This window comes from Micromonospora sp. DT53 (genome assembly GCF_049841535.1).
GTDB lineage: Bacteria > Actinomycetota > Actinomycetes > Mycobacteriales > Micromonosporaceae > Micromonospora.
In genome coordinates this window covers 25,077-47,543 of sequence record NZ_JBNCKM010000014.1, presented here as the reverse complement: position 1 = coordinate 47,543, position 22,467 = coordinate 25,077, and the positions used below count along the sequence as shown (strand labels likewise).

Annotated in this window: 22 protein-coding genes; 19 read left to right on the top strand and 3 right to left on the bottom strand. The window is 72.3% G+C overall.

All coding sequences use genetic code 11. The features are described from left to right. Window positions 1-110: 110 nt before the first annotated feature. The 10 genes from ACLQ3B_RS32500 (at window position 111) to ACLQ3B_RS32455 (ending at window position 10,591) form a co-directional block, all read left to right on the top strand. A complete protein-coding gene (locus ACLQ3B_RS32500) occupies window positions 111-497 on the top strand; it encodes a hypothetical protein (RefSeq protein ID WP_425784493.1) in 387 nt (128 codons plus the stop codon). Window positions 498-636: 139 nt separating this feature from the next. Further along, complete coding sequence (locus tag ACLQ3B_RS32495; RefSeq protein WP_425784492.1) at window positions 637-3,471, top strand: Na+/H+ antiporter subunit A; 2,835 nt, start codon at window positions 637-639, stop codon at window positions 3,469-3,471. A gap of 114 nt (window positions 3,472-3,585) precedes the next feature. Continuing rightward, window positions 3,586-4,065 (top strand): Na(+)/H(+) antiporter subunit C, encoded by a 480-nt coding sequence (locus ACLQ3B_RS32490; RefSeq protein WP_425784491.1) that lies wholly within the window; start codon window positions 3,586-3,588, stop codon window positions 4,063-4,065. After that, complete coding sequence (locus tag ACLQ3B_RS32485) at window positions 4,065-5,570, top strand: Na+/H+ antiporter subunit D (RefSeq protein WP_425784490.1); 1,506 nt, start codon at window positions 4,065-4,067, stop codon at window positions 5,568-5,570. Before ACLQ3B_RS32490 ends, ACLQ3B_RS32485 begins: the two co-directional genes overlap by 1 nt. Further along, on the top strand, window positions 5,567-6,178 hold the full coding sequence (locus ACLQ3B_RS32480) for a Na+/H+ antiporter subunit E (RefSeq protein WP_425784489.1): 612 nt from the start codon (window positions 5,567-5,569) through the stop codon (window positions 6,176-6,178). Before ACLQ3B_RS32485 ends, ACLQ3B_RS32480 begins: the two co-directional genes overlap by 4 nt. Next, entirely contained in the window at window positions 6,175-6,438 is a 264-nt protein-coding gene (locus tag ACLQ3B_RS32475) for a monovalent cation/H+ antiporter complex subunit F (RefSeq protein ID WP_112586633.1), read from the top strand. Before ACLQ3B_RS32480 ends, ACLQ3B_RS32475 begins: the two co-directional genes overlap by 4 nt. Further along, on the top strand, window positions 6,438-6,797 hold the full coding sequence (mnhG, locus tag ACLQ3B_RS32470; RefSeq protein ID WP_425784509.1) for a monovalent cation/H(+) antiporter subunit G: 360 nt from the start codon (window positions 6,438-6,440) through the stop codon (window positions 6,795-6,797). Before ACLQ3B_RS32475 ends, mnhG begins: the two co-directional genes overlap by 1 nt. Window positions 6,798-6,979: 182 nt before the next feature. Continuing rightward, the gene (locus ACLQ3B_RS32465) at window positions 6,980-8,335 is read left to right on the top strand and encodes a hemolysin family protein (protein WP_425784488.1); all 1,356 of its coding nucleotides are present in this window, start codon (window positions 6,980-6,982) and stop codon (window positions 8,333-8,335) included. Window positions 8,336-8,387: 52 nt separating this feature from the next. After that, a complete protein-coding gene (locus ACLQ3B_RS32460) occupies window positions 8,388-9,452 on the top strand; it encodes a hemolysin family protein (RefSeq protein ID WP_425784487.1) in 1,065 nt (354 codons plus the stop codon). A 209-nt stretch (window positions 9,453-9,661) separates the two neighbouring features. Then, complete coding sequence (locus ACLQ3B_RS32455) at window positions 9,662-10,591, top strand: sporulation protein (RefSeq protein WP_425784486.1); 930 nt, start codon at window positions 9,662-9,664, stop codon at window positions 10,589-10,591. A gap of 224 nt (window positions 10,592-10,815) precedes the next feature. Here ACLQ3B_RS32455 and leuE read toward each other — a convergent pair whose 3' ends face one another. Together leuE and ACLQ3B_RS32445 are read right to left on the bottom strand one after the other, a co-directional pair. Beyond that, a complete protein-coding gene (gene leuE / locus ACLQ3B_RS32450) occupies window positions 10,816-11,487 on the bottom strand; it encodes a leucine efflux protein LeuE (protein ID WP_425784485.1) in 672 nt (223 codons plus the stop codon). After that, window positions 11,487-12,731, bottom strand: coding sequence for a bifunctional pyridoxamine 5'-phosphate oxidase family protein/GNAT family N-acetyltransferase (locus tag ACLQ3B_RS32445; RefSeq protein WP_425784484.1), 1,245 nt, complete (start codon window positions 12,729-12,731; stop codon window positions 11,487-11,489). Before ACLQ3B_RS32445 ends, leuE begins: the two co-directional genes overlap by 1 nt. A gap of 36 nt (window positions 12,732-12,767) precedes the next feature. Here ACLQ3B_RS32445 and ACLQ3B_RS32440 point away from each other — a divergent pair, with 36 nt between their 5' ends. The 4 genes from ACLQ3B_RS32440 to ACLQ3B_RS32425 all read left to right on the top strand — a co-directional run bounded on the left by ACLQ3B_RS32440 (window position 12,768) and on the right by ACLQ3B_RS32425 (window position 17,524). Continuing rightward, window positions 12,768-14,108, top strand: a complete 1,341-nt coding sequence (locus tag ACLQ3B_RS32440) for an aminotransferase class I/II-fold pyridoxal phosphate-dependent enzyme (RefSeq protein WP_425784483.1) — start codon at window positions 12,768-12,770, stop codon at window positions 14,106-14,108. 253 nt (window positions 14,109-14,361) lie between these two features. Next, the gene (locus tag ACLQ3B_RS32435; protein WP_425784482.1) at window positions 14,362-15,066 is read left to right on the top strand and encodes a UdgX family uracil-DNA binding protein; all 705 of its coding nucleotides are present in this window, start codon (window positions 14,362-14,364) and stop codon (window positions 15,064-15,066) included. A gap of 149 nt (window positions 15,067-15,215) precedes the next feature. Then, complete coding sequence (locus ACLQ3B_RS32430; RefSeq protein WP_425784481.1) at window positions 15,216-16,820, top strand: FAD-dependent oxidoreductase; 1,605 nt, start codon at window positions 15,216-15,218, stop codon at window positions 16,818-16,820. Between the two features lie 110 nt (window positions 16,821-16,930). Continuing rightward, window positions 16,931-17,524 carry a hypothetical protein gene (locus tag ACLQ3B_RS32425; protein WP_425784480.1) on the top strand — a complete coding sequence of 198 codons (594 nt, stop codon included), beginning with the start codon at window positions 16,931-16,933 and terminating at the stop codon, window positions 17,522-17,524. Between the two features lie 6 nt (window positions 17,525-17,530). Here the strand turns inward: ACLQ3B_RS32425 and ACLQ3B_RS32420 are convergent, their stop codons facing one another. Further along, window positions 17,531-17,884, bottom strand: coding sequence for a nuclear transport factor 2 family protein (locus ACLQ3B_RS32420; protein ID WP_425784479.1), 354 nt, complete (start codon window positions 17,882-17,884; stop codon window positions 17,531-17,533). A gap of 152 nt (window positions 17,885-18,036) precedes the next feature. Here ACLQ3B_RS32420 and ACLQ3B_RS32415 point away from each other — a divergent pair, with 152 nt between their 5' ends. From ACLQ3B_RS32415 to ACLQ3B_RS32395, 5 genes are all read left to right on the top strand, one after another. Then, window positions 18,037-19,428 (top strand): MFS transporter, encoded by a 1,392-nt coding sequence (locus ACLQ3B_RS32415; protein WP_425784478.1) that lies wholly within the window; start codon window positions 18,037-18,039, stop codon window positions 19,426-19,428. A 5-nt stretch (window positions 19,429-19,433) separates the two neighbouring features. Continuing rightward, window positions 19,434-19,634 (top strand): DUF3046 domain-containing protein, encoded by a 201-nt coding sequence (locus tag ACLQ3B_RS32410; RefSeq protein ID WP_030489422.1) that lies wholly within the window; start codon window positions 19,434-19,436, stop codon window positions 19,632-19,634. Between the two features lie 184 nt (window positions 19,635-19,818). Beyond that, window positions 19,819-20,865 carry a recombinase RecA gene (gene recA / locus ACLQ3B_RS32405; protein ID WP_425784477.1) on the top strand — a complete coding sequence of 349 codons (1,047 nt, stop codon included), beginning with the start codon at window positions 19,819-19,821 and terminating at the stop codon, window positions 20,863-20,865. 14 nt (window positions 20,866-20,879) lie between these two features. Further along, window positions 20,880-21,578: a regulatory protein RecX gene (locus ACLQ3B_RS32400; RefSeq protein WP_425784476.1), complete on the top strand. Its 699-nt coding sequence runs from the start codon at window positions 20,880-20,882 to the stop codon at window positions 21,576-21,578. A gap of 49 nt (window positions 21,579-21,627) precedes the next feature. After that, on the top strand, window positions 21,628-22,332 hold the full coding sequence (locus ACLQ3B_RS32395; protein ID WP_425784475.1) for a 3-keto-5-aminohexanoate cleavage protein: 705 nt from the start codon (window positions 21,628-21,630) through the stop codon (window positions 22,330-22,332). Window positions 22,333-22,467 lie beyond the last annotated feature (135 nt).

Here is a 22,467-nt window from a genome sequence, read left to right as displayed (position 1 = left end):
AAAAAGCGTGGAAGGTGCGCTTAATGCGTTAAGTCTCACTTAACTGCTTGCTTCTAAGGAGCAACATAAAGTAACTTCACCCCCAACGCGAACCGGGGTGAGGGGATGTGATGGCTGGCGAGCAGCGCACCGTCGCACCGGGCACCGATGTGCTGATTCGCAAGGTCGACAGCCACCTCGCCACGCTCCGCGCCGGTCTGCACGGCCCCGAGCTCGAGATCGCCGAACGCCTCGCCCGGTGCCTGCGCGAGCTGGTCCTCTGCACCGCCCAGGCCAGCGCCGCCGATCGGGGTCAGGTCCGCGTCGCCGTCCACTACTTCGTGCTGCGTCGCGAGAGCCGCGGCCGCCTGCTCTCGGTGCGGTCACTGACCGCCGCCGAACGGGTGGTCGACCGGGTCGCCCGCCAACTCGGCCGCCCCGACCTGCTGGCCGAGCCGCGCCGCGACCGCCCCGCCCCCGACGACGCGCAGCCCCTCAACAACGCCCTGCTGCACTGACCACCTTCCGGCACAGGCACCACCCGGCGACTGCCGAGCGAATTCCGGCAAAACCGCCCGGCGGGGAACGAACTGGCGTCTGATCGCTGCTAGGCGCCACCGCTGCCACGGGCGTCGGCCACGTCGATCGGGAGCGCAGGTGCTGGTTCTGCTCGTCCTCCACCTCGTGGCGGCCCTCGCCGCGCCCCTGCTCGTCCGCCGGTGGGGTCCGCGCGCGTGCTACCCGCTGGCGCTCGCGCCGGCCGCCGCGTTCTGCTGGGCGGTGGCCCGCACCCCGGCCGTCGCCGACGGTGGGGCGGTGGTCGAGACGTACCCGTGGATCCGGCAGTTGGGCCTCGACCTCGCGTTCCGGCTCACCACGCTGTCCTGGCTGATGACGCTGCTGATCGGCGGCGTCGGCGCGCTGGTGCTGGTCTACAGCGCCCGCTACTTCAGCGCCGGCTCCACCGGGCTGGCGCAGTTCGCCGCCGTCCTGGTCGCCTTCGCCGGCGCGATGCTCGTCGTGGTCTTCGCCGACGACCTGCTGCTGGTCTACGTCGGCTGGGAGCTGACCACGATCTTCTCGTACCTGCTGATCGGGCACAGCACCGAACGGCGATCCAGCCGCTGGGCGGCGGCGCAGGCGTTGACCGTCACCACGCTGGGCGGCCTGGCCATGCTTGTCGGCTTCATCATGCTGGGGGAGCAGGCCGGCACCTACCGCTGGTCGGAGATCAGCGCGCAGTCGTTGCCCGGCGGCGGCTACCTGGTGGGCGCCGTGCTGCTGATCCTGGCCGGCGCGCTGTCCAAGTCGGCGGTGCTGCCGTTCAGCTCGTGGCTGCCGGTCGCGATGGCGGCGCCCACGCCGGTGAGCGCCTACCTGCACGCCGCCGCCATGGTCAAGGCCGGCGTCTACCTGGTCGGGCTGCTCGCGCCGGTGCTCGCCACGGTCGGCCCCTGGCGGCCGGTGGTGCAGGTCGCCGGTGTGGCGACCATGCTGCTCGGCGGTTGGGCCGCGCTGCGCCAGACCGACCTCAAGCTGCTGCTGGCGTACGGGACGGTCAGTCAGCTCGGCCTGCTGGTCGCGGTGACCGGCTCGGGCACCCCGGACGCCGCTCTGGCCGGCACCGCGATGCTGCTGGCGCACGCCCTGTTCAAGGCGGCGCTGTTCCTGGTCGTCGGCATCATCGACCACGAGGCCGGCACCCGTGACCTGCGCGAGCTGTCCGGGCTGCGGCACTGGTCCCGGCCGCTGTTCGTGGTCACCGTGCTGGCCGCGGCGTCGATGGCCGGGGTGCCGCCGCTCGTCGGCTTCGTGGCCAAGGAAGCGGTGTTCGGGGCGTTCACCGACCAACCGGCGCTACTCACCGGCCTGGTCGCCGGAACGGTGCTCACCGTCGCGTACAGCGCCCGCTTCCTCTGGGGCGCGTTCGCCGACCGGCCGGGTGTGGCGCCGGTCCCGCCGGGGTCGATCGCCGCGTCGCTGCTGGTCCCGCCCGCGGTGCTCGCCGGTGTCGGTCTGTTGGCCGGCCCGGCCGCGAGCGTGCTGGACGACCTGCTGCGGCCGTACGCCGATCTGCTCGGCGGGGTCGACGCGCACCTGGCGCTCTGGGCCGGACCGACCCCGGCGCTCGGCCTGTCCGTGCTGGCGCTCGTCGGCGGCGGCGTGCTCTTCGCCGTGCGCGGGCCGCTCGCGCCGGTGCTGGCCCGGCTCCGGTCACCGGTGCGGGGCAACCAGGGGTACGAGTGGGTCATCGACCGGTTCGACCGGCTGGCGATCGAGGTCACCAGCGCGACCCAACGCGGCTCCCTGCCGCAGTACCTGGGCATCATCCTGGTCGCCCTGGTGCTGGTGCCCGGTACGGCGATGCTCTCCGCCAGCCCCTGGCGGGCGCGGCTTCCGCTCTGGGACAGCCCGCTGCAACCGGTGGTCGTGGTGGTGATCGCGGTGGCGGCGGTGCTGGCGGTCGGTGCCCGTCGCCGGCTGACCGCGATGCTGCTGGTGGGGATGACCGGCTACGGCACGGCGATGCTGTTCGTGCTGCACGGAGCGCCCGACCTGGCGCTCACCCAGTTTCTGGTGGAGACCTCGACGATCGCGGTCTTCGTGCTGGTGCTGCGTCGCCTGCCGGAGCGGTTCTCGGCCCGTCCGCTGCGCCGTACCCGCTGGGTCCGTCGGGCGATCGGGGTGGCGGCGGGGGTCGTGGCCGCCGGGCTGGCCCTCACCGCCGTCGGCGCCCGCCGGGCACCGGACATCTCCGCCGCCTTCCCGGACCTGGCGGTGGCCCACGGGTACGGCCGCAACGTGGTCAACGTGACACTTGTCGACATCCGGGCCTGGGACACGATGGGCGAGCTGGCGGTGCTGGTGGTGGCCGCGACCGGGGTGGCCAGCCTGATCTTCGAACGCTCCCGCACCGGGCCGCGGCCGCGCCGGCCCGAGTCGGACCAGCGGGTGGGTGGACGCGGCCGGCCGGTGTGGCTGCGCGGTGGCCCCACCCTCTACGAGGAGCGCCGCTCGATCGTGTTGGAGGTGGTCATCCGGCTGATCTTCCACACCGTGGTGCTGTTCTCCCTGTTCCTGCTCTTCTCCGGGCACAACGCGCCGGGCGGCGGGTTCGCCGGCGGGCTGGTGGCGGGTCTCGCCCTGGTGGTCCGCTATCTGGCCGGCGGCCGGTACGAGCTGACCGAGGCGGCCCCGATCGGCGCCGGCGCGATTCTCGGCGCCGGACTGGCCCTGTCGGTGGGCAGTGGCGTGGTGGCGCTGCTGGTCGGTGGGTCGGTGCTGGAGAGCGCCAAGGTCGACCGGTCGCTGCCACTGATCGGTGAGACCCACCTGGTCACGTCGCTCTTCTTCGACATCGGCGTGTACCTGGTCGTGATCGGCCTGGTGCTGGACATCCTGCGCAGCCTCGGCGCCGAGGTGGACCGGCACATCGAGGCCACCGGAGCGGCCACTGGCGGTCTGACCGTCGACAAGGGAGACCGGGTATGAGCGCGAGGAGTGAGCCGGGTTTGCGAGCCCCGCAGTCGCGAACAGAGGTGGCACCGTGAGCGTGAGGAGTGAGCCGGGTTTGCGAGCCCCGCAGTCGCGAACAGAGGTGGCACCGTGACGCGGAGCGGTGCGGGGCCGACGTTGGTGCTGGTGCTGGCCGTCGCGGTGCTGGTCGGGTGTGGGGTGATCCTGCTGTTGGAGCGCAGCCTGACCCGGATCCTGCTCGGCGTGATCATGCTCGGCAACGGGGTGAACCTGTTGATCCTGTTGGGTGGGCGGGCGGGCGAGGCGCCGATCGTCGGCACCGCGCCGGTGGAGCGGATGAGTGACCCGCTGCCGCAGGCGATGGTGTTGACCTCCATCGTGATCACCTTCGGGTTCACCGCGTTCCTGCTCGCGGTGGCGTACCGGAGTTGGTATCTCTCCGGCGATGACGAGGTGCCCGACGACCTGGAGGACCGGCAGATCATCCGCCGGGCCGGGCGCAACGAGGTGGGCGCGGTCGATCTCGGTGGGGAGGGCCCGAACGGTGACCCGGAACAGGTCGATCCCGAGCCGGCCCGCCGACGGCTACGGCGCGGGGATGACGCGTGATGAGCATGCTGGTGCCGCTGCCGGTGGTGGTGCCGCTGCTCGGGGCGGCGCTGACCCTGCTGCTGGCCGGGAAGCCCCGACTCCAGCGCGCGATAAGCGTGCTGTGTCTGGGTGGCGCGCTCACGGTGGCGGTTGTGCTGCTGGTGCAGGCGTACCGGCACGGGCCGGTGGTGGTGGCGGTCGGGGGGTGGCCGGCGCCGGTCGGCATCGTCCTGGTGGCCGATCAACTCGCCGCGCTGATGCTTGTGGTGTCCTCGGCGGTGACCCTCTGCGTGCTGCTGTACTCGATCGGGCAGGGTCGCAGCGACACGAGCGAGAGCTCGCCGGTGTCGATCTTCCACCCGACGTACCTGGTGCTCACCGCGGGCGTCACCAACGCGTTCCTGGCCGGTGACCTGTTCAACCTCTTCGTGGGGTTCGAGATCCTGCTGGCCGCCAGCTTCGTGCTGATCACCCTGGGTGGCACCGAGACCCGGATCAGGACCGGGTCGACGTACGTGGTGGTCAGCATCCTCTCCTCGATGATCTTCCTGACGTCGGTGGGTCTGGTGTACGCGGCCACCGGCACGCTCAACCTCGCCCAGCTCGCCCAGCGCCTCGACGACCTGCCCGACGGGGTCCGACTGGCCCTGGAGTTGATGTTGCTGCTGGCTTTCGCGATCAAGGCGGCGGTCTTCCCCCTGTCGGCCTGGCTGCCGGACAGCTACCCCACCGCGCCGGCCCCGGTCACGGCCGTCTTCGCCGGACTGCTCACCAAGGTGGGCGTCTACGCGATCATCCGCACCGAGACGTTGCTGTTTCCCGGTGGGCGTACCCACGTGCTGCTCATGGTCGTCGCCGGGTTGACCATGGTGGTCGGCATCCTCGGCGCGGTGGCCCAGTCCGACCTGAAGCGACTCTTCTCGTTCACACTGGTCAGTCACATCGGCTACATGATCTTCGGGGTGGCGCTGAGCACCGCCGCCGGGCTCTCCGGCGCGATCTTCTACGTGGTGCACCACATCACCATCCAGACCACGCTGTTCCTCGTCGCCGGGCTGGTCGAGGAACGCGCCGGCAGCACCGACCTCCGCCGCATCGGCGGGCTGGCCCGGGTGGCGCCGCTGCTCGGGGTGCTCTTCTTCGTCCCGGCCATGAATCTCGCCGGAGTGCCACCGTTCTCCGGCTTCCTCGGCAAGCTCGGCCTGCTCCAGGCCGGGGTGGCGGCCGGCGGGCCGCTGCCCGGGGTGCTGGTGGCGGCCGGCACGCTGACCAGCCTGCTCACCCTGTACGTGGCGTCCCGGGTGTGGAACATCGCCTTCTGGCGCGCGCCCCGGCTGGCCACCAGCGAGCCGGTCGTCCGGCTGCCGAAACTGATGGTGGGCGCCACCGTGGCCCTGGTCGCCCTCGGGTTGGCGTTGACCGTGCTGGCCGGTCCGCTCTTCGACGTCACCGCTGACGCCGCCGCGGACCTGCGGATGCGCACCCCGTACGTCCGTGCCGTGCTGCCCGGCGGTGTGCCGTGACCGGCTCACCCGGGTCGGCTCCCGACGACCGCGAGCCCGCCGTGATGGGGCGGGGCCGGCTCGGGCGCTGGCGGGACCAGGCGGTGGCGCTCGGGTGGCTGGTCGTGGTCTGGAGCCTGCTCTGGGGCGACATCAACTGGGCCAACCTGCTCGGTGGTCTGCTGGTGGGCGCCGCCGTGCTGGTGTTCTTCCCGTTGCCGGCGGTCAGCTTCGGTGGCCGGTTACGGCCGTGGGCGCTGCTGGTGTTCGCGGGCCGGTTCGCCGTCGAGTTGGTCAGCGCGAGCCTGCACGTCGCCCGGATCGCCGTGCAGCCCGGTTACCGGCCGCACGGGGCGATCATCGCGGTCCGGTTGGGGGTGTCCACCGACCTGAACCTGGCGCTCACCGCCGAGGCGGTCTCGTTGGTGCCGGGCACGCTGGTCCTCGAGGTGGACCGGGACTCCGGAACGCTCTACCTGCACGTCCTGGACACCCACGGCCCGGGGGACCTGGACGTGGCCCGGGACCGCACGCTCACCGTCGAACGCCGAATCGTCCGCGCCATCGGCTCCACCGCCGAACTGCGCCACCTCGACGTCACTCCACCCGAGAAGGGAACCCCACCGTGACCACGTTCCTGGCCGTCGTCCTCACCGCACTGCTGTCGGTTACCGCGCTCCTCGCGCTGACCCGCCTCTACCGCGGCCCGTCGCTGGTGGACCGGGTGATCGCCGCGGACATGCTGCTCGCCACGATGGTCGGCGCGGTGGGCGCCGAGGCGGCGGTCAACCGGCACGCCACGACCCTGCCCGTGCTGGTGGTGCTCTCCCTGCTCGGCTTCGTGGGTTCGGTGTCGCTGGTCCGCTTCGCCGTCCGGGAGCAGCAGTGATCGCGACGATCGCGGACTGGCTCGGCGCCGGTTGTCTGGTGGCCGGCGCGCTGCTCGGCCTGGCCGCCGGGATCGGCGTACTGCGCTTCCCGGACGCACTGTCCCGGATGCACGCGGCCACCAAACCGCAGGTGCTCGGGGTGCTCCTGCTGCTGCTGGGCATCGCGTTGCGGCTGCGATCCCCGGCCGACCTGGGCATGATCCTGCTGGTGGCGGTCTTCCAGTTGGCGACCGCGCCGGTCGCGGCGCAGATGATCGGCCGGGCCGCGTACCGGTCGGGCCGGCTCGACCGGAGCCTGCTCGACGCCGACGAGTTGGCCGAAGGCGGACCAGGCGGTGGGTCGGCGGGGCCGGCGTGACGCCGGGCGGCACCCGTTGAACCGGACGATCCGCTCCTTCGGCCCACCCCCAGCGGAGTCCCAGCCAGCGCCGATAAAATGGGGGGCATGATCGACTCTTCTGCCCAGGAGGGCAGCAGTAGCCAGCCGGGTCGTGCCCGGCATATCCCCGTACCGACGACCCCGGGAGCCCTGAGCGACCCGTGTTGATCGTCGTTGGTCTCCTTCTGATCATCATTCTCACTGCCGCCACCGGTTACTTCGTGGCGCAGGAGTTCGGCTACGTCGCCGTGGACCGGGGCAAGCTGCGCCAGCTCGCCGATGACGGCGATCAGGCCGCCGCCCGGGCCCTGACCGTCACCAACCGGCTCTCCTTCGTGCTCTCCGGCGCCCAACTCGGCATCACCGTCACCGCGCTGCTGGTCGGCTACGTCGCCGAGCCGTACCTGGGCGGCGGCCTCGCCGACCTGCTCGGCGTGGCCGGCGTCAGCGAGGCGGTCAGCCTGCCACTGTCGGTGGCGTTGGCCCTGGTCATCGCCACCGTCGTGCAGATGGTCCTCGGTGAGCTGGCCCCGAAGAACCTGGCCATCGCCCGGGCCGAGCAACTGGCCCGGGCGCTGAGCCGATCCACCCTCATCTACCTGGCCGTCGCCGGGCCGCTGATTCGGCTCTTCGACCGGGCATCGGTCCGTCTGCTGCGCCGCATCGGTATCGAACCGATCGAGGAACTGCCCAGCGGCGCCACCCCGGCGGACCTGGAACAGATCATCGCCGAGTCCCGCGAGGAGGGCAGCCTCGACGCCGAGATGTCCACGCTGCTCGACCGAGGTCTGGACTTCCGCGAGCTGACCGCCGGCGAGGCCATGGTGCCCCGCGTCGACGTGCACACCGTACGGGCGCACGAACCGGTCAGCCGTGTGGTCGAGCTGCTCGACACCGGCCACTCCCGCTTCCCCGTCCGCGGTGCGGAGGGCGTCGACGACCTGCTCGGCATCGTCGGCATCGCCGACGTGCTCGGCGTACCCCCGCAGGAGCGGGCCAGCACCCCGGTGAGCGCGGTGGCCGGGCCGCCGCTGCTCGTACCGGAGACGTTGCCCCTGCCCACGGTGCTCGACCGCCTGCGGTCCGGGCACCGGCAGATGGCGTGCGTGGTCGACGAGTACGGCGGCTTCGCCGGCGTCATCACGCTTGAGGACATCGCCGAGGAGCTGGTCGGCCCGATCCGCGACGAGGACGACCCACCGGAGCGGGCCCCGGCCCGGCAGGACGACGGGTCCTGGGTGGTGCCGGCCCGCTGGCGGATCGACGAGGTGGCCGACAGCACAGGCATCGCCCTGCCCGAGGCTCCGGAGTACGACACCCTGTCCGGGTTGGTGATGCGGGAGCTGGGCCGGGTGCCGGAGGTCGGTGACCGGCTGGAGATCAGCCTGCAACCCGAGGGGGCGGACGGCGAGAACAGCGAGGCGGAGCCCCGGGCGCTGGTCGAGGTGCTGGCCGTGGACCGGCACGTGGCCGACTCGGTGCGGCTGCAGCTGACCACACCTGGGGTGACCGCATGAGCGCGAGGAGCGAGCTTGCGAGCCCCGCAGTCGCGAATGAAGGACAGCACCGATGAGCCCCGGAATCGCACTGTTCAGCTCGGTGATCCTGCTGGCGTTGAACGGGTTCTTCGTGGCCGCCGAGTTCGCCCTGGTGGCCAGCAAGCGCTACCGCCTGGAGCAGGCGGCGGCGAACGGTGGTCGAGCGGCACGGGCCGCGCTCGACGGTGTCCGCGAGCTGTCGCTGATGCTGGCCGGCGCGCAGCTCGGCATCACGCTGTGCACCCTGGGTCTCGGCGCGCTTGCCGAACCGGCGATCGAGCACCTGCTCAGCCCGCTGCTGCACGCGGTGGGCCTACCGGACGCGGCCAGTCACCTGGTCGCCCTGGTCTTCGCCCTCGGGGTGGTGACCTTCCTGCACCTGGTCGTGGGGGAGATGGCGCCGAAGTCGTGGGCGATCACCGACGCGGAGCGCTCGGCGACGCTGCTCGCGCTGCCGTTCCGCGCCTTCGCCCGGGTCTCCCGGCCGGTGCTCTCCGCGCTGAACGCCCTGGCCAACGCCATCCTGCGGCTGGTCGGCGTCAACCAGCAGGACCAGCTTGCCCAGGTACACGGCCCGGACGAGCTGCGGATCCTGCTGGAGCAGTCCCGTGAGCACGGGCTGCTCGGCGCCGAACAGCACCAGCTGCTGACCAGCATGCTGGAGTTGCAGGGCACGTCGGTGGCGCAGGTGATGGAACCGTTCGCCACCATGGTCACCGTCCGCCGGGACGACCCGGCCGGGCGGATCGAGCAGGTCAGCCGGGACAGCGGCCGATCCCGACTCGCGGTGCTCGACGAGGCGGGCGACGTGTGCGGCCTCGTGCACGTCCGGGAGGCGGTACGGGTGGTCACCACCGGCCGGGTCGCCACCGCCGGGGAGCTGATGACGCCCGCGTTCACCCTGCCCGCGACGTCCTCGGTCACCGAGGCGGTGGCGGCGATGCGGGCCCGGCAGTCGCAGCTCGCGTTGGTGCGCAACGGCGGTGGCCCGGCCCGTCCGATCGGCTTCGTGGCCTTGGAGGACCTCCTGGAGGAGGTCATCGGCGAGTTCGACGACGAGACCGACACGGTCCCGCGCGGGCGTCGGTTGCGATGAAATTGACCGGAGGGGTGGTCACTCTTCGCGGACGTCTGGGTGACCTCGCGCCGGGTCCGCGAGAGTTGGGCTGACCTCGCGCTGGGGTCTGCGAGAGTTGGGCTGACCTCGGGCCGGATCCGCGAGAGCTGGGGTGATCTTGCGCCGGGTCCGCGAGAGTTGGGGTGGCCTCGCGACGGCGAGGCCACCCAGCCTGGCGGGAGGGTGCGGTGCGGCTGACCGGAGTGTCCCCGGAGTCCGGTGGGACCGGGATTTCCGTGCAGACCACGCTCCCCAACCCGAGCACCCGGCCGGGCCTGCGCCTGCCCGGTCGGGTGACCCTCGCGGCCGGCCCGGACGACGTGCTGGTGCGGCACATCCGGCTCGGCCTCGTCACCACTGTCGAACCGGACGACCCGGCCGCGCCCCGTCGTCTCGTGCAGTTCCACCACCTGCCGATCGCCGGCCGGTTCGTCGTACCGGCCGGCCGGCGGCGGGCTGTCGACTTCGCGTTCCCGCTGCCGTGGGAGACGCCGGTGACCACCTTCGGTGGGGTGCCGCTGCTGAGCCTGCGGATGGGCCTGCGGACCGAGGTGTCGCTCGACCCCGACCTCGACCAGGGGGCCATGGTGCCGGTCTTCGTGCACCCGATCCCCACCCAGCAGCACGTGCTGGCGGCGCTGGAAACGCTGGGCTTCATGATCCGCCAGTCCGGGTTGCAGGAGGGCGGGTTGCCGGGGGTGGAGCACACCCTGCCGTTGCACCAGCGCTGGGGCTACTGGGTGGGGCCGCTCTACGCCGGCCCGATCACCGAACTGGAGGTGATCTTCGTGACCAACTCGGCGGGCCTGGAGGCGATCCTCTGGATGGATCGCCGGCTGGCGCTGGCCGGCATCACGCACCAGAGCATCAGCCGGTTCCGGATCTGGCACCAGGACGCCGACCAGCGGGACTGGGTCGCCACCGTGGACGGCTGGATCCGCCAGGCGATCAACCGGCACGCCGCCGCTGCCGCCCACGCCGACTGGTCCGCGCAGATCACGGGGTCGGCCCACGTCAGCCGCCATCCCGACGAGCCGATTCGACCGGGCTACGGCCTGGGCGGCACCGCCGGCGGCGCCGGCGTAGGAGGAGGCGGCTCCGGCGGCGACGGCACCTGACCCCCCCCGCCCCCCGCCCCCGCCCCCGCCCTGCCCCACCCACCCTGACCCCACCCGGACGGCGAGTTCGTGTGGGCGTGCGGCGCGGGGCTGGCCCACTCGCGTCGATCATGGAGTTGTGGTGGGTTGAACATCCCGTATTGCGCCTTTTGTGAGGCACCACAACTCCATGATCGACGCGCGCGGGGAGCGTGAGCGCGCGCGGGGAGCGTGAGCGCGGGGGGTTAGCCGGCGCTGGCGGTGGCTAGCTTGAGGCTGAAGGCCAGGAACAGGGCGGCTACGGCGGTGGTGCCGCCGGCCGCCAGGCGACGGCGTTGGCGGAACTGGGCGGCCAGGAAGGTGCCCGCGAAGATCAACGCGGTCAGGTAGAGCGCACTGGTCACCTGCGCGATCAGCCCGAGCAGCAGGAACGACAGCGCCGGCCAGGCGTAACCGGGGTCGACGAACTGGATGAAGAACGAGATGAAGAACAGGATCGCCTTCGGGTTCAACAGGCTGATCACCAGCGCCTTGCGGAACGGGCTGCGCATCGCCGCCGGCTCCGCGGCGTCGATGAGCCGCGGCGTGCTCGGGTCGTTGCGGTCGCGCCAGCGCCGCGCGGCGCCGAGCAGCATGGTCACCCCGACATAACCGAGGTACGCGGCACCGGCGTACTTGATCACCATGAACAGCGGCGGGTACGCCTTGAGCAGCGACGCCACCCCGGCGGCGGAGAGGAACATCAGCACCCCGTCGCCGACGAACACGCCAGCGGCCGCCCGGTAGCCGACCGCGACGCCTCGCTTGGCGGCGGTGGAGAGCACGAAGAGCGAGTTCGGTCCGGGCAGCAGGATGATGGCCACGGTGCCCAGTACGTACGTCCAGATGTCGGTGATCCCCAGCACGCCCGTCATCATCACGCCACCGGTGCCGTGCGCAGAAGTCTTTCTCGCAGCCTGGCCTGTGCGTTCGGCCACTCGTCGACGGTCATCGCGTACTGCACGGTGTCCCGCCAGGAGCCGTCCGGGCGTTGCCGGTGCATCCGCAGCACCCCTTCCCGGGTCGCGCCGAGCCGTTCGATGGCCGCCTGGGAGCGGACGTTGCGGATGTCGGTGTGCCAGGCGACCCGCACCGCGCCCAGGTCGTCGAAGGCCCGGCTGAGCAGGAGCAGCTTCGCCTCGGTGTTGATCGCGGTACGCCACCAGGGCCGGCCGAGGAAGGTGTGCCCGATCGCCACCGCACGGCGCTCCGGGTCGATGTCGTAGTAGGAGGTGGTGCCCACCACCGCGCCGGTCGCCGCGCACCGCTGCACCCAGGCCACCCGATCACCCCGGTGTTGGGCGGCCAGGGCGGTGCCGATCACCTGGGCGGTTTCGGCGGGGGCGGTGGGCGCGGCGACGCTGAGGTGCCGCCACACCTCCGCGTCCGCGGTGGCGGTGTGCAACTCGTCGGTGTGCGCCAACTCCAGCGGCTCCAACCGAACGTGCTCGCCGTGCAGCGGCACCGGGTCGTGCCAGGGGGTGCGGGGCGTCCGCAGGTACGCCGGCAGCGGCGCGGTGACCCCGGCGTCCGGCTCGGGTGGGCCGGCGGTGAGGCGCAGCGGCAGCACGCCGGCCCAGTGCGGCAGGTGCAGGTCGGCCTCGTCCTCGCGGACCCCGCCGGTGCGGGCCCGGACGGACACCTCCCGCAGTGGCAGCGCCAGTACGGCGGTCTCGGCCAGCTCGCGTCGGCTGGGTGGGCGGGTGGCGGTGCTGCGTCCCGCGCCGACCTTCTCGACAAGCGCGGTGAGCATGGCGAGCTTCTCCCGCTCGTCGGTGACCAGTCGGGCGTTGCCGTGGGCGACGACCGAGCGGTAGTTGGCGCTGTGGTGGAACTGGGAGCGGGCGTAGACCAGCCCGTCGAGCAGTGTCACCGCGACGCAGATCGGCAGCCCGTCGTCGCCCCGGGCGGCGAGCAGTGGTCGGCTGCCGGTGGAGCCGTGCAGGTAGAGCGTGTCGCCGATGCGGACGTGCAGGGTGGGCAGTACCCGTGGCTGGCCGTCGACGACGAAGCTGAGGGCGCAGTCGTACGCCTCGTCCAGCACGGCGTGGGCGGCGGCCTGGTCGTAGCTCATCTTGTCGCGGGAGCGGTGGGGTGTGGTCCGGGCGGTGGGTGGATACATGCGCGCGCCCCTTTGTTCTAGTACAATCTCTTATTTGTGTCAGCACACTATCAGCTCACCGGTACGACAGCCGCCGATATTTCGGCCAGCATCGAGTCGGGCATCCGTACCGGTGCCCTGCCGCCGGGGGCCGCCCTGCCGCCGGTGCGGGCACTCGCCGCCGAGTTGGGGGTCAGCCCGGCCACCGTCGCCCGCGCCTATCAGGAGCTACGCCAGCGCGGCCTGCTCGCCACCGCCGGTCGGCACGGCACCCGGGTGCGCCCCCGCCCGCCGGTGGCCGCCCGCCGCTCCGCGCTGCGCCCCGCACCGTTGCCCGGCGCCCGAGACCTGTCCCGGGGTGAACCCGACCCCCGGCTGCTTCCCCCGCTGGGCCCGCACCTGGCGGCGCTCGCCGCCGACTACGGCCCGTCCGTCGGTTACTCCGATGCCGGGGTGCTGCCCGAACTGGCCGAGGCGGCCCGCGCCCGACTGCGCGCCGACGGCGTGCCGGCCGGGGAGTTGACCCTCACCGGCGGGGCGCTGGACGGCATCGAGCGGCTGCTCGGCGCCCACCTGCGCCCCGGCGACGCGGTGGCGGTCGAGGACCCGGGCTGGGCCAACCTGCTCGACCTGGTGGCCGCGCTGGGCCTGCGCCCGATCGGCGTACCGCTGGACGACGAGGGGCCGCTGGTCGCCGGGGTGGCCGCGGCGCTCGCGGCCGGAGCGCGGGCGCTGATCGTCACCAGCCGGGCGCAGAACCCGACCGGAGCGGCCGTCTCGGCGGCCCGCGCCGAGGCGCTGCGGACGCTGCTCGCCGGCCGACGGGACCTGCTGTTGATCGAGGACGACCATGCCGCCGAACTGGCCCGCGTACCCCTGCACCCGCTTGCCGGCGCGACCGCGAGTTGGGCCTTCGTCCGCTCGGTGAGCAAGCCCTTCGGCCCGGACCTGCGGATGGCGGTGCTGGTCGGCGACGAGACCACGGTGGCCCGGGTGAGTGGCCGTACCCGGGTCGGCGCCGGCTGGGTCTCCACCGTGCTGCAACGCCTGGTCCTCGCCCTGTGGCGGGACCCGGCGGTCGCCGAGCTGGTGCGGCGGGCGGCGCTGGGCTACGAGCAGCGGCGTCAAGGGTTGCTCGCCGCGCTCGCCGAGCACGGCCTGGCCGCACACGGTCGCAGCGGCATCAACGTCTGGCTGCCGGTCGCGGACGAGACCAGCACGGTGACCGCGCTCCGCGACGCCGGATGGGCGGTGGCACCCGGCGCTCTCTACCGGATCGCCGCCCCGCCCGCCCTGCGCATCACCGTCAGCTCCCTGGACGCCGCCGACCTGGCCCCCCTGGCCGCCGCCCTGGCCCAAGCCGAGAACCCACCCCCCGGCCAGGGCTTCCCCACCTGACCCGCCCCGTTTTGGGGGATTCGAGACGGCGGGGACGGGTATGCGCGCGCCCGGAGGTGTGGAGATTATGGCTTCTGGTGGGGCTCGTAAGGGGATCTGGATCGCGGTGGCGGTGGCGATCATCATCATCATCATCGTGCTGATCGCGATCGCGTCCGGCGGGGACGGGGGCGGTAACGGGTACTGACGCGAAGCGGCCGGTGCGCCGGAGCGTATCCGGCGACGCGCGTCGAACGGGTATATAACAGTCGGCATGGCCGAGCAGACCGGGAGCGCTCCGGGCGCCCAGCGGTTCATCCCGCCCGACGCCGACACCATTGACGACCTGCGCGCCGCAGCCGGTGGCTGCCAGGGCTGTGAGCTGTACCGGGACGCCTCGCAGACGGTCTTCGGCCGGGGTGACGAGAGCGCCCGCGTGGTGCTGGTCGGCGAGCAGCCTGGCGACATGGAGGACCAGAAGGGGCTGCCCTTCGTCGGCCCGGCCGGACGCCTGCTGCGCCGCGCGGTCGACGACGCCGGGCTGGACCCGGGTCAGCTGTACCTCACAAATGCCGTAAAACACTTTCGTTTCGAGCTGCGCGGCAAGCGGCGGATCCACCAGACCCCGGACCAGGCGCACATCACCGCCTGCCGGCCCTGGCTGGTCGCCGAGTTCGCCCGACTGCGTCCCGAGATCGTGGTGGTGCTCGGCGCGACCGCCGCCAAGGCGCTGCTCGGCCCGTCCTTCCGGGTCACCCGGCAGCGGGGCGAGCTACTGCCCTGGCCGGAGTCGGCCCAGCACCCCGCAGACTTCCAGCAGGTGCCTGTGGACAACGCCGGCAAGCGGGCCGACGCGCCGCCGGCTCGGCTGCTGGCCACCATCCACCCGTCCGCCGTCCTGCGGGCCGACGACCAGGACAAGGCGTACGAAGGGCTGGTCGCCGACCTCACCGTCGTGACCCGCGCACTGCCGGGCTAGCCGGCGACCGCGACAGCCCCGACCCGAGCCGACGGAAATCGCCGGCCGGGTCGCGCGGTGAGGCGACACCCGCCGGAAACGGCGACGCGCGCACCGCGTAACAGATCCTCTGCAGACTCATGCGAGTCGATCTTGTAGGGGAGGCCGTTATGAGCGATCAGACGCAGTCGATGGTCAGCCGGCGTGGGTTCCTGCGTACGGTCGGAATCAGCGGCGGTGCCGGAGCGATGCTCGCCACCATGGGCGCCATGGGGCTGGCCCCCAGCGCTGCCGCGTCGGTCACCCCGGCGTTCCGACCGCCGGAGCGGTCCGACTTCACACTCACCGGGCGTTCGGGCGCCAGCGTGGTCGTTCTCGGCGGCGGCATCGCCGGGCTCACCACCGCGTACGAGTTGGGCAAGGCGGGTTACCACTGCACCATCCTCGAGGCGCGGCACCGCGTCGGTGGGCGGAACCTGACCATTCGGGGCGGCGACGTCGAGACGGACCTCGACGGGCGTACCCAGCGGGCGGGCTTCTCCGACGGGGTCTACTTCAACGCCGGGCCGGGGCGCATCGCACAGTGGATGGTCACGATGGACTACTGCCGGGAACTCGGCGTGCCCATCGAGGTCTTCACCAACCAGAACGCCGATGCCTGGATCTACAACGAGTCCGCCGGGATGACCGAGCCGGTCCGGTACCGCACCGCCAAGGCCGACGTGTACGGCTACGTCTCGGAACTGCTCGCGAAGGCCACCGACCAGGGCGCGCTGGACGCTCGGCTCACCACCGAGGACCGTGACCGGCTGCTGTCGTTCCTGCAGAGCTTCGGCGCGATCGGCGGACGGACCAGTGACTGGGCGTACACCGGGACCAACCGTCGCGGTTACTCCGCCTATCCCGGCGCGGGCAACGACGTGGGGAGCCTGCTCGGCGCGCCGCCGGCACTCTCGGACGTCTTCGCCAGCAATGTCGGCAGGTACTTCTCCTTCGAGTTCGGCTACGACCAGGCCATGCTGATGTTCCAGCCGGTCGGCGGGATGGACCAGATCCCCCGCGCCCTCGCCCGGGCGGTGGGTCCGCATCGGATCCGACTCAACGCCGAGGTGACGGGGGTGACCGACCGGGGCAGCCGGGTCGAGGTGACCTACCGGCAGGGCGGCCGGCAGTCGCAGATCACCGCCGACTACTGCGTGGCCGCGCTGCCGCCGCACCTGATGGCCCGTGTGCCGCACAATCTCGGCACGCCGGTGACCGCGGCCCTGGCCGACTTCCCGGTCACCGCCTCCGGGAAGATCGGCCTGGAGTACCGGAGCCGCTGGTGGGAGACCGATCAGCGGATCTACGGCGGCATCACCGAGACCGACCTGGACCTGTCGCACATCTGGTACCCCTCCTATGGTTTCCACGGGAAGCGCGGCCTGGTCGTCGGCTACTACAACACCGGGGCGAACGCCAGGGCGTACAGCGGTCTCACGCCGGAGCAACGCAGCGAGCGCGCGATCAGCCAGGGTGTGAAGATCCACGGGGACAAGTACCGCAGTGAGCTGGTCACCTCGTACTCCCACGCCTGGGACCGGACCCGCTACATCGAGGGCGCCTGGACGTCACCCCGGTACGGCACGGCCGGCTACAACCTGCTGCTCCAGCCGGCCGGGCGGGTCTACTTCGCCGGGGACTGGCTCAGCCACGAGGTGGCCTGGCAGCACGGCGCGTTCGTCGCGGCACGTTCGGCGGTCTCGGCGCTGCACCAGCGGGTGATGGCGGGCTGACCGACAACGCCGTGCGACGCCCAGATCTTGGACAGTTTCCGTACGGCGTAACGGAAACTGTCCAAGGTCGACAGTGCGTGGCGGATCGCCCGGGTGGGTATCGGGTGTCGATGGACGTTTACAACGAGGAGCGTCGTGCGGGTGCGCCCGCTGTGGCCACCGGGCGCCGCGAGAGATGGAGGCGGTTCGTCGAGCGGGCGACCGGGTTGCAGCTCATGGCCGTCTACTGGGTGCCGATGACGCTGCTCATCGGGTTGCCGGTGCGCTGGCTCTTCGACCGGCAGGACTCACTTGTCGAAGCCGTGCTGGGCGCCGCGCTGAACACCGTCTGGATCGGGCCCTCGATCTCTCTGGTGCAGCGGGTTGTGGGCGAGCCCCGGCAGGATCCCGAGGGGATCGCGCTGCGCCAGGCGCTGCGGACCGGCACCGTGCCCGAGGACGCCGCGGTACGGGCCGAACTGCCCAACTACCTCGCCCGGCAGCGGCGCGCCACCTGGGCGGCGCTGCTGCTTGTCCTGGGTGTGTGCCTCGGGCTGGTCCTGCTCGCTCTGCTCGCCGCCGACAACGAGGGCTTCGCAGTGATCTTCGGCGTGGTCGCCGCCGTCAGTGCGGCCGTCGCCGCACGCACCCTGACCCGGATCCGTCGGCTGTCATCCCTGCTGGCCGCGCCCAAGCCGCCGGAGTCACCAGGATCGGGCGGGTAGGGCGCCTCAGTCGCCCGCCGTGATCTTGCTGAACACGTCCTTGGCGGCGATCAGACCATCCTGGACCAGGTAGAGATCCACACCGCGGAGCACCGTCCCGTCCTCCGCCGACGGCCAGCTCCACTCGCACAGGACCCGGTCGCCGGCCGATCGGACCGCTCCGAGGGCCGGCCCCGGGCCGAGCTGGTCGGCGAAGGCGCGGCACACCGCGTCCCTACCCCGCAGGGTCACCGCCGGCCCGTCCCAGGCGCTCGGACTGTAGGTCACGTCCTCGGCGAGGCAGGCCGACACCGCGGCCAGGTCGCCCCGGTGCCACGCCGCGTTGAACCGTTCGACCACCAACACCCCAGCATCGCTCACCCGGGCACCATAGGCGTGGGCCGCGCCGGGAGCGACCCCGTTCCGGCGCGACGGGGCGTGCTCGACCGGACCGGGTTCGGCTGTCGGCAAAACCCACTGCCGCCGGTCGGTGCGGGTGCGCGAGGATGAGTCACCCGTCCTGAGGAGCGCCGATGGCGACCGACCTGACCGCGCCGCGTACCGCCGCCCGACCCGACATCGCGTCGATCCAGCGGCGTACCCTGCGGCTGCTCTTCACCACCCAGATCATCGGCGGCATCGGCGTGACCATCGGCATCGCCGTGGGCGCGCTGCTCGCGGCCCGGATCGCCGGGACCGCGGTGGCCGGCGTCGCGCAGAGCGCCGGGGTGGTCGGTGCCGCGCTGCTCGCCGTCCCGGTGACCCGGATCATGGCGCGGCACGGTCGCCGGCCGGGCCTGGTGCTGGCGTACGCGGTAGGTGCCGTCGGCGGCGTGCTGGTGGTGGTGGCCGCGGCCACCCGCTGGGTGCCGCTGCTCTTCCTCGGCATGCTGCTCTTCGGCGGGGGCACCGCCGCGAACCTGCAGGCCCGCTACACGGCTGTGGATCTCGCCGAGCCGGCCCGCCGGGGGCGGCAGCTCTCCCTGATCGTCTGGGCGACCACCATCGGCGCGGTGGCCGCGCCGAACTTCGCCGCCCTGGCCGACCGGGTCACCACCCGCTGGGGGCTGCCCCCGCTGGCCGGCCCGTTCGCGTTCAGCGCTGCCGCGTTCGTGTTGGCTGCCGTCGTACTCCTCGGGTTGCTCCGGCCCGACCCGCTGCTCACCGCGCGGCGGCTCGCGGCGGCCGAGGCGACCGCTGCCGATCCGCCGCCGGCCGCCGACGCGACGGCGACCGCCGTGGCGGCCGAGGCGCCGGCGGCAGGTGGCGGTGCGACGCCGGCCACCGCGCCGGTCGGGGTGCGCGCGCCGCGCGGCGCCGGGATGCGTGCGGCCTGGTCGGTGGTACGCGGACAGCCCGCCGCCCGACTCGGCATCGCCGCCGTGGCGGTGGGTCACCTGGTGATGGTGGCGGTGATGGCGATGACGCCGGTCCGGCTCGGTGAGTCGCACGCCGACGCCGACGTGTTGCGGCTGGTGGGCATCGTGCTGAGCCTGCACATCGCCGGCATGTACGCGTTCTCCCCGGTGGTCGGTTGGCTCACCGACCGGCTCGGTCGACGGGCGGTGATCCTCGGTGGGGTCGGGCTGCTGCTGGCCGCCTGCGCGGTCGCCGGCACCGCCGGGCACCACACGCCTCGGCTCTCGATCGGTCTGGTCCTGCTCGGCCTGGGTTGGTCGGGGACGATGGTGGCCGGCTCGACCCTGCTGTCCGAGTCGGTGGCGGCCGACGTGCGGCCGAGCGTCCAGGGGCTGTCCGACCTGATCATGGGGCTGGCCGGAGCCGGGGCCGCCGTGGTCAGCGGGTTTGTCATGCAGTTCGCCGGTTATCCCGTGCTCACCCTGCTCGCGGCGGTCGCGGCGGCGCCCCTGGTGGCGCTAGCGTTGCGGCCGGTGCCGACCGGGGCACCGGACGAGGAGGGCTGATCACTGTGCGGCTGACCGACTTCTGGACGCGGTTGGACGAGGCGTTCGGGCCCGGCTACGCGGCCAGCATCGCCCGCGATCAGGTGCTGTCCCAGCTCGGCGGACGGACCATCGAGCAGGCCCTGGCGTCGGGGGAGCAGACGCACGTGGTGTGGCGGGCGGTCTGCGCCGCGTACCCCGACCGCGTGCCAGCTCGACTACGCTGAGCAGCCTTTTCGCCCCTTCCGCGTGTCGCTTGCCGAGTCGTACACCTGTTCGGCTATTGTCCACAGCGGGGTGCTCGTCCACAGCTCGCGGCCCGTCGGCTGGTTTTCTGTCGGACCTAGCGCCTAGCGTGTCCGCGTGACGCGAAGCTCAGCAAAGACGCCGGCGAAGGCAGGGGTGGCAACCATGGCAGCAGGGCCTGACCGGGAGAAGGCACTCGACCTTGCTCTCGCTCAGATTGACAAGCAATTCGGCAAGGGCTCGGTGATGCGGCTGGGTGACCGGCCGGTCATCCAGACCGCAATCATTCCGACCGGCTCCATCGCGCTCGACGTTGCCCTCGGCATTGGCGGCCTGCCCCGTGGCCGGGTGGTCGAGATCTACGGTCCCGAGTCCAGCGGTAAGACCACGGTGGCGCTGCACTCGGTGGCCAGCGCCCAGCGACTCGGCGGCATCGCCGCCTTCATCGACGCCGAGCACGCGCTCGACCCGGAGTACGCGAAGGCCCTCGGGGTCGACACCGACGCGATGCTGGTCTCGCAGCCGGACACCGGCGAGCAGGCGCTGGAAATCGCGGACATGCTGATCCGCTCCGGCGCGATCGACATCATCGTGATCGACTCGGTGGCGGCCCTGGTGCCGCGCGCCGAGATCGAGGGCGAGATGGGCGACAGCCACGTGGGCCTCCAGGCCCGGCTGATGAGCCAGGCGCTCCGGAAGATCACCGGTGTGCTCAGCAACACCGGCACCACGGCGATCTTCATCAACCAGCTGCGGGAAAAGATCGGCGTCATGTTCGGCAGCCCGGAGACCACTACCGGTGGTCGGGCGCTGAAGTTCTACGCCTCGGTCCGGCTCGACGTGCGACGCATCGAGAGCCTCAAGGACGGCACCGACGTGGTCGGTAACCGCACCCGGGTCAAGGTCGTGAAGAACAAGGTCGCCGCGCCGTTCAAGCAGGCCGAGTTCGACATCATGTATGGCAAGGGCATCTCGCGTGAGGGTTCGCTGATCGACGTCGGCGTGGAGCAGGCGATCATCCGCAAGTCCGGAGCGTGGTACACGTACGACGGTGACCAGCTCGGCCAGGGCAAGGAGAAGGCCCGGGAGTTCCTGAAGGAAAACCCGGACGTGGCCGCCGAGATCGAGAAGAAGATCCTGGAGAAGCTCGGCGTCGGGGTCGGCGCGGGTGACGCCGCCGGTGGCCCCGAGCTGCCGCCTGTCGACTTCTGACCGGTCGCTGACCGATGGCAGGACGACGCGCTCGTACGGGGCGGGGCTGGGATGCCAGTCCGCCTCGTACGGGCGACGCCACCGATCCACCCCGCCCTCGGCGAGGCCGCCGGGGTGGGTCCGAGGGGGCCGACACCGTCGAGTCTCCGGCCCCTCCTCGGGACGAGTCCGAGGTGGCCCGCGAGATCTGCCTGCGCCAGCTCGCCGTCCGGCCCCGCACCCGGGCCGAGCTGGCCGGGGCGTTGGCCAAGCGGGGCATCTCCGAGGAGGTCTCGGCCGAGGTCCTCGACCGGTACGACGAGGTCGGCATCATCGATGACGCCGCGTTCGCGCGGGCCTGGGTGTCCAGCCGGCACGCCGGGCGTGGCCTCGCTCGCCGGGCGCTCGCCAACGAGCTGCGCCGCAAGGGCGTGGACGGCGAGGTGGCCACCGAGGCGCTGGGTGAGCTGGACGAGGAGACCGAGGCGGACACCGCCCGTGGCCTCGTGGAGCGCAAACTGCGCACCGCCCGAGGCGAGCCGGATGCGGTCTTCCGCCGGCTGGTGGGCATGCTGGCCCGCAAGGGCTACCCGCCGGGCGTGGCCATCCGGGCGGTGAAGGACGCGCTCGCCGCGCAGAGCGCCGAGGCGGCCGAGTTCGCCGAGCAGATCGACGCCGACGCGCTCGCCGATGCCGAGGGCGAGTTGGAACGCGACAACCGACTGGTCGAGTGAGCGGCCCGGTGGGCGGTCCGCTGCGACTCCCGATGGGGGTGCGGGCCTGGTGTTGAAGGCATGTCTGAATGGTGGGCGCGACCGGCGGGCCCATCCGGCGGTGCCGCTCACGGCGGCGGAGCTGGCCGTCGACGCGGCCCGCTGCGTGGCGCTCGGCGTCGCGGCCGTGCACGTTCATCCCCGGGACGAGTCCGGCGCCGAGTCACTGCGGCCGGCGGTGATCGCCGACGCGCTGACCGCGATCCGTGCCGCCCGGCCGGGGCTGCCGGTCGGGGTGAGCACCGGAGCGTGGATCTCGCCGGATCCGGCTGCCCGGGTGGCCGCCGTCCGGGCCTGGCCGGTGCTGCCCGACTTCGCTTCGGTAAACGCCCACGAGCCCGGTGCCGAGGCGGTCGCAGCCGCCCTGCACGAGCGCGGTGTGCTCGTCGAGGCAGGGCTGTGGACGCTCGACGCGGTCGCGGCGTACCGGAGGTGGCGGGTGCCGGCCGGGCGGGTTCTGGTCGAGTGCATGGCTGAGGATGTGGCTGTCGCGTTGGCCGACGCCTCCCGGATTCTCGCCGCGCTGCCGGCGCACGCGCCGTCGGTGTTGCTGCACGCCGAGGGTCCGGCGACCTGGCCGGTCCTCGCCGAGGCGGTTGGCCGGGGCCTGGACGCCCGCATCGGGCTCGAGGACACCCTGTGCCTGCCGGACGGCTCACCCGCCGCGGACAACGCGGCGTTGGTCGCGGCGGCGGTGGCGGTCGGCGCCAGCTGACTCGGGTGAGACGGATCTGTCACACCTCGCCCGGTCGTCAGGCTCGTCTGACAGCCCGCTGGGTGGGGCTGAGCAGGCCCGACACGTCCAAGGGGCGGCACACCTCGCGGAGTTTGTCCCCTCCTGTCCGGCGCG